The following is a 10,280-nucleotide window of genomic DNA, read 5'->3' as shown; positions in this document are numbered from 1 at the left end:
GAGCGGCCCCGGTCCGGCGGCCCTCCGGCGGCGCCACGTCGCCGCTCACCTTCGTCCTGCTCATCACGACACCCGCCGTGGTCGCCGTCGCCGCGCTGCGTCCGCGCTGAGGCCCGGACCGATCCGACCCCTTCTGGAGGCACCTCTTGTCGGAATGGCTTGTTCTCACCCTCGCGATGCTCGCCGCCTGTGTCGTCGTGGTGGTCATCACCCTCGTACGGCACCGCAGGGCGGCCGACGACGAGGATCCCAGCGAGACCCCGGACGTCATCGAGTACATGACGATGTGGATCGGCGTGGTGTACGCCATCGTCCTGGGTCTCGCCATCGCCGGCGTCTGGGAGGGACGCAGCGCCGCCCAGGAGCACGTACGGGCGGAGGCGGTGGCACTGCACGAGATCACCGAGCGGGTACGGGTCTACCCCGCGGAGGTGCGCGACCGCATCCGGGACGATGTCAACGCCTATGTCGGACACGTCGTCACCACCGAGTGGCAGACCATGGCCGACGAGGGCCGGGTCACCGAGCGCGGCACCGAACTGCTCGACCGGGTCCGCCGGGACGTCACCGACTACGAGCCGCGGACGGACTTCGAGGCGCAGGCCTACCAGCCGCTCGTGGACCAGGTGGCCGCCGCCGACGAGGCGCGCAGCGCGCGGGCCGAGTCGACCGGGGAGATCATGCCGGGCGTGGTGTGGTTCGGGCTGATCTCCGGGGCCGCCATCACCATCGGGATGATCTTCGCGCTGCAGATCCGGCGCACCACCCGGGAGATGGTCCTCGCCGGGCTGTTCTCCGCGCTGATCGCCTTCCTGCTCTTCCTCATCTGGGACTTCGACGCCCCCTACGGCCGGGGCCTCGCCGCGTCGACGGACCCGCTCCTGCGGCTCTTCCCGCACATCGAGGGCTGACACCGCCCGCGGGAGGAGCAGAGCGCCGCCCCGGATCCCGTGGGATCCGGGGCGAGCGGCGTGCGAACTCGTGCGAAACGGCGGCCCGAAGGGGACAGCGGTTCAGATCCGCTTCTCGGCGCGGCGGCGCATCCAGAAGACACCGCTGCCGAGGACCGCGGCGGTCACCAGGGCCCCGCCGATGGCCATGTCGGTCGGGGTCGCCCCGATGGTGCTGCTGCCGCCGATACCGCCGCGGACCCCGCCGATGACGGTGAAGGCGGCCGGCCGGGTCAGGCTCCGGCCGGAGCAGTGGACCGTGATGTCGTAGGGACCGGGACGGGCGTCGGCGTCGATGGTGGCGACGCCCTTCGAGGTGTCGTTGGCACCGCTGATGGGCGTCAGTTCCGTCCGGGGGAAGGCGTTGGAGGTCGCCGTGCCGCCGTTGGGGCAGCCGTCGACCGTGATGGTCAGCTGGCCCCCGCGGGCGATGACGCTGGGCAGGGCGACGATGTTGGACGGGCTGGGAACCCGGCCGGCGTCAGCGACCGCCGCCGGGGCGGCGACCCCGAGGACGGCGACCGCGGCGCCGGCGGCCGCCAGGGCACGTGGATTGCGCATGTGTTCCTCCGCGGAAGACGCCCCGGGTCCCGTTCCCGGTCGATCGGCGAGAAAGCGTCTCCCGGAAAGACCCTCAGATGCCCTGCGCACGCCCGCATTTCGGGAATGGTCCGTACCGGTGAGGCGAACCCCGCGCGGAAAACCGCGAGAGGGTATATCGCCGCAGGTCACGGACCGTCAGAAAATCTTCGTCCGGTACCTCCTCGGATGGCGCACCCGGCCGCGCCGGGGCCACCCGTTCGCCGCCGCCCCGTCGCCGGTTGCGCACGCGGCATTTAGCGTTTTCCTCATGCGCGAGTGGTACGGCGACGGCCGTGTCGAGAGGGGAAGGCGAATGTCTGCTTTCGAGCCGGCCGAAGCCGAATGGGAGGCACGGCGGAAAAAGCGCGCCCCCTGGGGCGTGATAGCACTGGTTCTGCTCACCGGTCTCGCGCTCATCCGGAACGGTTCGGGGGAATTCGACGAGGGCCCGCCGCAGCCGGCCGCCGCGGCCGCCGCCGACAGCCGGATGCCCGCTCCCGCCACGGCCGCGGCGGTGCAACCGCTGCCGTACGCGATCCCGGACCGGGTCGTGATCCCGGGGATCCAGGTGGACGCACCCGTCATTCCGGTGGGCCTGGACGCGGAGGGCTGGGTGGACGCGCCGCCGCCCCAGGACCCCAATCTGGCGGGCTGGTTCACCGGCGCCGTCTCACCGGGCGAGAAGGGCACGGCGGTCGTCGTCGGCCATGTCGACAACGCGCAGGGACCGGCCGTGTTCTACGGGCTCGGGGCGCTGAAGAAGGGAAACCGCGTCGAGATCACCCGCAAGGACGGGAAGACCGCCGTGTTCGAGATCTACGGCATCGAGGTCTTCGCGAAGAACAACTTCCCCGGCGACCGGGTCTACGCCTCCAAGGGAACCGCGGAACTGCGGGTCATCACCTGCGGTGGCGGTTTCTCCCAGCAGAACGGCTACGACGGGAACGTGGTCGCCTTCGCCCGCCTGGCCGAGGTCCGCTGAGCGGCCCCGCGTCCGGACGGGACCCGCTCAGACGTACTGCCGGCGGGGCACGGTCACGTGGTACCCGGAGTCCAGCAGTCCGGGCAGATAGGCGCGCAGGGCCCGCACGCTCTGCGAGCGGTCGCCCCCGGCGTCGTGCGAGAGCACCACGACGCCGGGGGCGGCGCCGTCCTCCACCCGCTCGACGATGGTGCGGGTGCCGGGCTCGGTCCAGTCGAGGGTGTCCACCGTCCAGGCCAGCGATTCCATGCCCAGCTCGGCGCCGAGCTGGAAGGCGGCGCGGTTCCAGGCGCCGTAGGGCGCGCGGAACCACTCGGGGCGCTCGCCGCAGGCCTTCTCGATGACGTCGCTGGTGCGTTCCATCTCGGAGCGGATCCGGGCGCGCCGCAGCCGGGTGAGCAGGGGGTGGGTCCAGGTGTGGTTGCCGACCACGTGCCCCTCGTCGGCCATCCGGGCCAGCAGGTCCTGGTTGCCGACCGCCATCTCCCCGCACACGAAGAACATCGCCCGCACCCCGTACCGGGCCAGGGTGTCGAGGATGTGCGGGGTGTAGCGGGGGTCGGGTCCGTCGTCGAAGCTCAGCACCATGGTGCGGCCGTGTCCGGGCACGCTCAGCAGCGGTTCGCGCCGTACCGGCGTCTTGCCGTGCGGGGCGCGCGGCGGGCCGTAGCCGGTCAGGGGCCTCAGCCGGTACTCGGAGGGCCGGAGCGGGCGGCGGGCCGCCCGGGCGCCGGCGGCCGGCGGCGGCGTGGACGCGGCACGCTTCCCGGCGCCCGGCGCGAACACCGCGGCCGCACCGGCGGCGCACAGGGAGACGGCACCGGCGAGCAGTGCCCGGCGCCGGGTCGGCAACTGATCATTCTGCATGACTCATCAGTCGCCCCGCCGAGGACCGACGCACCTCAGCGACACCGGTGTGGCGGCACGACTTCACCCGATCGGCGCAGTGCGGGGCGACGGGCACCGAGGGACGCGTGGGGGCCGGGACGCCGGACTCCGATAGCCTCGCTGCCGTGACGGAACAGCAGTCCCATCGGTTCGAACGGGGCACGGACGGCCCGAAGGTGATCGTGGCCGGCGTGGACGGCTCCGACTCCTCGCTGCGCGCGGCGGCGTACGCCTCCGGTCTGGCCCGGCGTCAGGGCGCGCTGCTCGCCCTCGTGTACGTGCAGCCGGTGCTGGCCGCGGGAGCGGCGCTCGGCGCGCCGGTGGCGGACACGACCAAGGAGATAGCCGAGGACCTGGTGGCGCAGGTCAGGGACGCGATGGAGCGGGTCAAGGGCATCTTCGACATCCGCTGGGAGTTCCACACCTTCCGCGGCGACCCCTACAACGGACTGGTGAAGGCGGCCGACGACCTCAAGGCGGACGCCGTGGTGGTGGGCGCCTCGGAGCAGGCGGGACACCGGATCATCGGCTCGGTCGCGGTGCGGCTGGTGAAGGCCGGGCGGTGGCCGGTGACGGTGGTGCCGTAATCCCGTACGGGTGTGCCCGCGGTGTGCGTGGTGTCTTCTGTCGGGGGCGTGCCGGGGGCATCATGATCCGCCGTCAGCCGTTTGCAGATCGCGAAGAGGTGAGGCGCATGGCCCGGCTCCGGATGGGTGAGGGGATTCTCCGCCGCAAACCCATCGAACACATCGAGGCGACGGAAGTCGGCGAGGGAACCCGCCTGGAGCGCACCCTCGGCCTGTGGCAGCTCACCGCGATCGGCGTGGGCGGCATCATCGGCGCCGGCATCTTCACCCTCGCGGGAACGGTCGCCAACGGCACGGCCGGTCCCGCGGTGCTGCTCTCGTTCCTCATCGCCGGTGTCGCCAGCGCCGCCGCCGCGCTGTCGTACGCGGAGTTCGCGGGCCTGATCCCGAAGGCCGGCTCGGCCTACACCTACGGGTACGCGGTGCTCGGCGAGCTGGCCGGCTGGTTCATCGGCTGGGACCTGCTGCTGGAGTACACCGCGATCGTGGCGGTGGTCGCGATCGGCATCTCCGGCTACTTCAGCTTCCTGGTGGACTCGATGGGCGCGGACCTGCCGAACTGGATGCTGGGCGCGCCCGGCACCGGCGACGGTCACCGCGTCGACCTGTTCGCGGCGCTGCTGTGCCTGCTCATCGCCTTCCTGCTGAACCAGGGCATCAAGAACGCGGCCCGGTTCGAGACGGTGGTCGTGGTGCTGAAGGTGCTGGTCGTGCTGCTGGTGATCGCGGTCGGCGTGTTCCACATCGACACGGCGAACTACGACCCGTTCTTCCCGTACGGGGTCGGCGGCGCGTTCACCGGTGCGGCGACGGTGTTCTTCGCGGTGTTCGGCTACGACGCGATGTCGACGGCGGCCGAGGAGTCCAAGGACGCCCAGCGGCACATGCCGAAGGCGATCATCTACTCGCTGGTGATCTCGATGGTCCTGTACGTGGCGGCCTGTCTGGTGCTGACGGGCATGCAGGACCACAAGGACATCGACCCCGAGAGCGGCTTCTCCACGGCGTTCGAGGCGGTGGGGCTGAGCGGACTCGCGGACGTGATCGCGGTGGGCGCCATCATCGGCATCCTCACGGTGATGTTCACGTTCATGCTGGGCGTGACGCGTGTCTGGTTCGCCATGTCGCGGGACGGGCTGCTGCCCCGCTGGTTCGCCAAGACCCACCCGACGCGGCACGTGCCCACGCGGGTCACCTGGATCGTCGGGGTGGGATCGGCCGCCATCGCCGGGTTCCTGCCGATCGGCGAGGCGGCCGAGCTGACCAACATCGGGATCCTGCTGGCGTTCGTGGTGGTGTGCGCGGCGGTGATCGTGCTGCGCTACCGGCAGCCCGACCTGCCGCGCACCTTCCGCACGCCGTGGATGCCGGTGGTGCCGGCGGTGGGTGTGGTCTTCTCCATCTGGCTGATCACGTTCCTGCAGTGGCAGACCTGGGCGCGGTTCGCCGTGTGGTTCGCGATCGGTCTGGTGGTCTACTTCGGTTACTCCTACCGGCGTTCGGAGCTGGCGCGCCGTCAGCCGGATTAGAGGGAGCGGAGGAAGTCCAGGAGGATCTTGTTCAGCTCCTCGGGCCGCTCCATGTTGGGGTAGTGCGCGGTGCCGTCGATGAGCACGGAGCGGCCGTTGCGGACGGTACCGGCGAACCGTTCCGCCTCGGCGATCAGGTCGGGGGCGTCGAGGGCACCGTTGACGGTGAGGACCGGAACGTCGATCCCCGGAACGCGGGCCCAGGTGTCGGTCATGGGCACGTGGTGGTCCTCCTCGTCCGGGGTGTGCTTGGCGAGGGTGCCCAGGGCCATCTCGCGCAGCCGGGTCGGGATGTCCGGGTCGATGTCGGCGGCGGTGCGGTGTTCGCCGGGCACGTAGCGCAGGAACGCGGTGAGCCAGCCCTCCACGTCGCCCGCGCCCAGGGCCGCGGCCTGCTCGGCCTGCACCTGGCGGACCCAGGGGTCGGTGTACTGGAAGTCGCTGGTGGCGGCGCCACAGGCCACCACCGCGCGCACCAGCTCCGGGTACTCCAGCACCGTGTCGGTGGCAATGGCGCCGCCCATCGACACACCGACGAGCACGGCCGGACCGGCGTCCAGGTGGCGCAGCAGCCCGGCGAGGTCGTCGGCCCAGCGGAACGGCGCGGTGGCGTTGGCCGAGGCGCCGTGGCCGCGGACGTCCGGTGCGATCACCCGGTACTCGGCGGCCAGGGCCGGGATCTGGGCGTCGAAGACCCGGTGGTCGGTGAAGCCGGAGTGCAGCAGGACCACCGGGTCGCCGGTTCCGGTGTCGAGGTAGGCGAGATCGCCGTCGGCGGAGGGGAAGAAGCGCAGTTCCGAGGCACCATTCATGACAACCAAGGTGTCATCTTCACCCGAGTTTGGCAACCTAGGTGTCATGATGGTGAGGTGACAGACATCGACGCACCCCTCCCCCCGGACGAGCTCGGCCGTCGCCTCACCGAGGTGTACGACCTGGTCGGCCCCCTCTACCGGCGCGCCCAGCGCAGTGTGGAGCAGGGCCTGACCGCCGACGACCTGTCCGTGGGCGTACGTGCCGTGCTGACCCTGCTGCACCGCAACGGGCCGATGACCGTGCCCCAGATGGGCAGGGCACAGGCGATCAGCCGCCAGTTCGTGCAGCGCATGGTGAACGACGCCGCGGCACAGGACCTGGTGGAGGCCGTTCCGAACCCCGCCCACCGGCGGTCGTCGCTCATCCGCCCGACCGAGAAGGGCGCCGCGGCGATCTCCGCCGTCCTGGAGCGCGAACACCTGCTCCTGCGGAAGGTCGGCGGCGGCCTCACGGACGCCGATGTGACGGCCTGCCTGCGGGTGCTGGGCGAACTGCTGACGGCACTCGACCACGTCGACCTCGACTGACGGTCCTCACTCCCCCATCACCAACCCGTCCTGCGCCGCGCCCCGGCTCAGCACCACGTTCCGGATCCGGTCGCGCACGGACTGCACCTCGGCGCCCCGGGCGAGCGCCCGGTTGAGGTTGACGACCCGGCCCGCGTCCACGTCGAAGAACTGCGGGACGAACTCGGCCCGGGTCACCTCCCAGCGCCCGCCGGGGCGCTTCGGCGGGGCGAAGGTGAAGCGGCCCAGGGTGGACTGGTTGCCGCGCGGGTCCTGGACACCCTCGTGGTTGGTCATCTCGCCGGCGATCTGGTCACCCATGCCGTAGATCACCCAGGTGCCGTTGACCTTCTCGTAGGCCTGCGGGACATGGGCGTGGGTGCCGAGGATCAGGTCGATGTCGGGGCGGCCCCCGGTGGCCGAGGCGGTGAGCGAGCGGGCGAGGGCGGTCTGCCGCTCGTCGGGGGCCTCCTGCCATTCGGTGCCCCAGTGCAGCGAGACCACGACGACATCGGCTCCGGCCCGGCGGGCGGCCCGTGCGTCGGCGACGATCCGCGCCTCGTCGACGAGGTTGACGGCCCAGGGCTCGTCCGGCGGCAGCGGGAGGCCGTTGGTGTCGTGGGTGTAGGCGAGGTGGGCGACCCGCGCCGAGCCCGCGCGCAGCACGGCCGCCGTGCGGGCCTCCCGCTCGGTGCGCGCCGAGCCGGCGTGGCGCACACCGGCCCGGTCGAGGGCGTCCAGGGTGCGGCGGATGCCGTCCACGCCGTCGTCCAGGGAGTGGTTGGAGGCGGTGGAGCAGCCGTCGTACCCGGTGGCGGCGAGGCCGCGGGCCACCTCGGGCGGGGATTTGAAGAGGGGGTAGCCGGTGTAGTCGCCACCAGTGCCGTACACGGTCTCCATGTGGCAGAGCGCCACATCGGCGGAGTCGACGACGGAGCGGACGCCGGAGAGCATCGGCCGGAAGTCGTACCCGGTGCCGCCCGCGTCGTAGCGGGCGCGTTCGATGATCGAGTCGTGGGGCAGTACGTCCCCCGAGGCGACCAGGGTGAAGCCGCGGGGCCCCGCGGCGGAAGGGGCCGGACGCCCCGGTTCCGGCGGTCGGTGGTCGCGGGCCTGGCAGGCGGCGCCCGCAGCGAGGACGACGGTCAGAACCAGGGCCACCTGTCGACTGCGTGTGATCATCACTCCACCCCGTTGTGGTCGTATTTATGGATAAACAGGTAAGAAGTCGCCTTGCGCCCGTCGTCGTTCCGACACGCCCTTTAGGCCGTCCGGCGTGCGCGAACACCCGCCCCGACCGTTCGTCGAACCGTTCGTCGACGCGATCGACCGTCCGCCGCACGCTCCTGTGCGCGCCCTGTCCCCGCGTCGCGCCGTGCGCTGCCATACGGCCATGACGGCCGGAATCACACTCATGAACGGGACGACCGCCGAGCACGAGCTCGCCGCACTGCAGCGCGAGCACGGCCGGCCCCTCTTCGCGCTGCTGCTCCGGCTCTGTGACGGGGACCGGCAGCGCGCGGAGGACCTGGTCCAGGAGACCCTCGTGCGCGCCTGGCAGCACCCCGAGGCCCTGCGCGCCGAGAACTTCGACTCCGTACGGCCCTGGCTGCTCACCGTGGGACGACGGCTCGCCATCGACGCGCGACGGGCCCGGCAGGCCCGGCCGGCCGAGGTCGGGGACGCCGTGCTGGAGAACGCCCGGGTGATCTCCGACCACGCCGAGCGGGCCGCGGCCGCGCTCGATGTCCGCGAGGCTGTGAAGACACTCACTCCGGAGCACCGTGAAGTCCTGGTGCTCGTGTACTTCCAGGGGGCGAGTGTGGCGGAAGCCGCGACGGCCCTCGGGATTCCACCCGGTACCGTGAAGTCCCGCGCGTACTACGCGCTGCGCGCCCTGCGCCGGGTGCTTCCCGGATACGCCTCCGACATGCGGTGAAACCGAAGGCAGAGTCAAGCCTTCGCAAAGCGCCTTGCCGACCGCCCCGGTTGAGTAATCGGCTGTCCTCATCCGTGTTCCGGACCGGGGGCCCGGGTTCGGGCGACGCGCACGCACCGGAGGAAGGCAGGAAGGGATGCTGCACAGAGGTCGAGAGAGCACGGACGGCACCGGCGACGGTGAACTGACCGTCCCCATGGCCTGGTTCTACGCCGAGTACATCGCCGACGAACTGCTGCGCAGCGGCGATCTGATGCCGCCGACGTCCTTCGAGTTCCGCGCGGGGCGGGACGCGCTGGCGCTGACCGTGTTCCTGTCCGACACCGACGGCGAGCTGTCCGGCATCCGGGTGGTCACCCAGTTGGAGACCTGGCTGTCGCTGACCGCGTACGACCAGCCGTGGCAGGAGTGGGTGCAGGGGCGCCTGCGGGACCTGTCCGCGGACGCCGCCGCGGACGGCCGGGACACGCCGGACCCGGACCTGGAGCTGGCCCGGGAGGCCTGGCGCTGGCTGCGGGAGACGGAGCTGCTCGCGCCCGACCTGAACGCGGTGCCGGGCGGTGGCGCGGTGACCGGTGAGGACGAGGGACCCAAGGTGTGGACACCGGCGTGGCAGCTCGGACTGCCGCTCGGTCACCTCGCCATCCATCTTTTTTAGGTTCCTCGCCGATCCGACCAATCCACGGGCCGGTCGGCTCCGAATCCCTTGGTTACGATTCGGCACGTGGCTTGAGTGATTCGGCTGCCTGGTGCGTACCGATGGGAGCAAGGAGTAACCCCACCCGCACCCAACGGCACGAGGATTCGGCATGAGGTCCCTGGAGAGGCATCGCGACGTCGGCGCCTATGCGCTCGGCGTGCTGGACGAGGCGGATGCGTTCCGCTTCGAGGACCACCTCATGGAGTGCCCTCAGTGCGCTGTCCAGGTGACCGAATTCGGCCCTGCGGCACGCCAGTTGATGCTGTACCGGAGTTCCACCCCGCGGCTGGTGCACCCGCTGGCCGAGCCCGGCCCGAGGATGCTGGACCGGCTGCTGTCACAGGTGGCGGCCCGCAACCGCGCGGGGCGTCGCCGGCTGCTGCTGGCGCTGGCCGCCTCGGTGGTGGTCGCGGTGTCCGCGCCGGCGGTCGCGATGATGGCGCGGGACGACGGCGGGAGCGCCGTGAGCGTCGCGGCGACCGACGAACGGTCCGGGGTGTGGGCGCAGGTGACCACTCAGGACGAGGCCTGGGGCAGCGCCATGGAGATCGAGGTCAAGGACGGTGCCGGTCCTCGCACCTGCCGTCTGGTGGTGGTCGGCCGGGACGGCTCCGAGGAGACGGCGACCAGCTGGAGCGCGCCCCGTCACGACGCCCGCCCCCACACGGTGCTCGGCGGCTCCGCCATGCGTCCCGAGGACATCGCCCGCTACGAGGTGCGTACGGCGGAGGGCGAGAACCTGGTGACGCTGAAGCCCCGGTGAGGCCCCACGGGCAGCACGGTGCGCGGCGCCCTCGCGGG

The 10,280-nt window shown here is 71.6% G+C and carries 12 protein-coding genes; 8 read left to right on the top strand and 4 right to left on the bottom strand.

Annotated features, from left to right (window positions below):
• The first annotated feature begins 146 nt into the window (after positions 1-146).
• The gene (locus tag KUM38_RS24055) at positions 147-911 is read left to right on the top strand and encodes a DUF4239 domain-containing protein (RefSeq protein ID WP_254397661.1); all 765 of its coding nucleotides are present in this window, start codon (positions 147-149) and stop codon (positions 909-911) included.
• Between the two features lie 102 nt (positions 912-1,013).
• Here the strand turns inward: KUM38_RS24055 and KUM38_RS24050 are convergent, their stop codons facing one another.
• A complete protein-coding gene (locus tag KUM38_RS24050; protein WP_217131508.1) occupies positions 1,014-1,511 on the bottom strand; it encodes a hypothetical protein in 498 nt (165 codons plus the stop codon).
• Positions 1,512-1,845: 334 nt separating this feature from the next.
• Here KUM38_RS24050 and KUM38_RS24045 point away from each other — a divergent pair, with 334 nt between their 5' ends.
• Positions 1,846-2,514, top strand: a complete 669-nt coding sequence (locus KUM38_RS24045) for a class F sortase (protein WP_217131507.1) — start codon at positions 1,846-1,848, stop codon at positions 2,512-2,514.
• A 27-nt stretch (positions 2,515-2,541) separates the two neighbouring features.
• On the opposite strand, the gene KUM38_RS24040 is transcribed toward KUM38_RS24045, so the two are convergent.
• Complete coding sequence (locus KUM38_RS24040) at positions 2,542-3,381, bottom strand: polysaccharide deacetylase family protein (protein ID WP_217131506.1); 840 nt, start codon at positions 3,379-3,381, stop codon at positions 2,542-2,544.
• A 146-nt stretch (positions 3,382-3,527) separates the two neighbouring features.
• Between KUM38_RS24040 and KUM38_RS24035 the strand changes: the two genes are divergently transcribed.
• A complete protein-coding gene (locus KUM38_RS24035; RefSeq protein ID WP_217131505.1) occupies positions 3,528-3,989 on the top strand; it encodes a universal stress protein in 462 nt (153 codons plus the stop codon).
• Positions 3,990-4,096: 107 nt separating this feature from the next.
• On the top strand, positions 4,097-5,518 hold the full coding sequence (locus KUM38_RS24030; protein ID WP_217131504.1) for an amino acid permease: 1,422 nt from the start codon (positions 4,097-4,099) through the stop codon (positions 5,516-5,518).
• Here the strand turns inward: KUM38_RS24030 and KUM38_RS24025 are convergent.
• Entirely contained in the window at positions 5,515-6,330 is an 816-nt protein-coding gene (locus KUM38_RS24025; RefSeq protein ID WP_217131503.1) for an alpha/beta fold hydrolase, read from the bottom strand. The genes KUM38_RS24030 and KUM38_RS24025 overlap by 4 nt on opposite strands.
• Positions 6,331-6,387: 57 nt before the next feature.
• Between KUM38_RS24025 and KUM38_RS24020 the strand changes: the two genes are divergently transcribed.
• Positions 6,388-6,861, top strand: a complete 474-nt coding sequence (locus tag KUM38_RS24020) for a MarR family winged helix-turn-helix transcriptional regulator (protein ID WP_217131502.1) — start codon at positions 6,388-6,390, stop codon at positions 6,859-6,861.
• A gap of 6 nt (positions 6,862-6,867) precedes the next feature.
• On the opposite strand, the gene KUM38_RS24015 is transcribed toward KUM38_RS24020, so the two are convergent.
• Complete coding sequence (locus tag KUM38_RS24015) at positions 6,868-8,022, bottom strand: CapA family protein (RefSeq protein WP_217131501.1); 1,155 nt, start codon at positions 8,020-8,022, stop codon at positions 6,868-6,870.
• 211 nt (positions 8,023-8,233) lie between these two features.
• Here KUM38_RS24015 and KUM38_RS24010 point away from each other — a divergent pair, with 211 nt between their 5' ends.
• The 3 genes from KUM38_RS24010 (at position 8,234) to KUM38_RS24000 (ending at position 10,242) form a co-directional block, all read left to right on the top strand.
• Positions 8,234-8,779, top strand: coding sequence for a sigma-70 family RNA polymerase sigma factor (locus KUM38_RS24010; protein ID WP_217131500.1), 546 nt, complete (start codon positions 8,234-8,236; stop codon positions 8,777-8,779).
• Positions 8,780-8,915: 136 nt separating this feature from the next.
• A complete protein-coding gene (locus KUM38_RS24005) occupies positions 8,916-9,437 on the top strand; it encodes a hypothetical protein (protein WP_217131499.1) in 522 nt (173 codons plus the stop codon).
• A gap of 151 nt (positions 9,438-9,588) precedes the next feature.
• Positions 9,589-10,242, top strand: a complete 654-nt coding sequence (locus tag KUM38_RS24000) for a zf-HC2 domain-containing protein (RefSeq protein WP_217131498.1) — start codon at positions 9,589-9,591, stop codon at positions 10,240-10,242.
• Positions 10,243-10,280: the final 38 nt, after the last annotated feature.

It is taken from the genome of Streptomyces sp. AC558_RSS880 (assembly GCF_019049255.1).
Lineage (GTDB): Bacteria > Actinomycetota > Actinomycetes > Streptomycetales > Streptomycetaceae > Streptomyces.
This window is presented reverse-complemented; position numbering and strand designations above follow the sequence as displayed.

Coding starts and splice junctions, on each gene's coding strand:
- KUM38_RS24050 (WP_217131508.1), bottom strand. CDS start 1,511: ATGCGCAATCCACGTGCCCTGGCGGCCGCCGGCGCCGCGGTCGCCGTC.
- KUM38_RS24045 (WP_217131507.1), top strand. CDS start 1,846: ATGTCTGCTTTCGAGCCGGCCGAAGCCGAATGGGAGGCACGGCGGAAA.
- KUM38_RS24040 (WP_217131506.1), bottom strand. CDS start 3,381: ATGCAGAATGATCAGTTGCCGACCCGGCGCCGGGCACTGCTCGCCGGT.
- KUM38_RS24030 (WP_217131504.1), top strand. CDS start 4,097: ATGGCCCGGCTCCGGATGGGTGAGGGGATTCTCCGCCGCAAACCCATC.
- KUM38_RS24025 (WP_217131503.1), bottom strand. CDS start 6,330: ATGAATGGTGCCTCGGAACTGCGCTTCTTCCCCTCCGCCGACGGCGAT.
- KUM38_RS24015 (WP_217131501.1), bottom strand. CDS start 8,022: ATGATCACACGCAGTCGACAGGTGGCCCTGGTTCTGACCGTCGTCCTC.
- KUM38_RS24010 (WP_217131500.1), top strand. CDS start 8,234: ATGACGGCCGGAATCACACTCATGAACGGGACGACCGCCGAGCACGAG.
- KUM38_RS24005 (WP_217131499.1), top strand. CDS start 8,916: ATGCTGCACAGAGGTCGAGAGAGCACGGACGGCACCGGCGACGGTGAA.
- KUM38_RS24000 (WP_217131498.1), top strand. CDS start 9,589: ATGAGGTCCCTGGAGAGGCATCGCGACGTCGGCGCCTATGCGCTCGGC.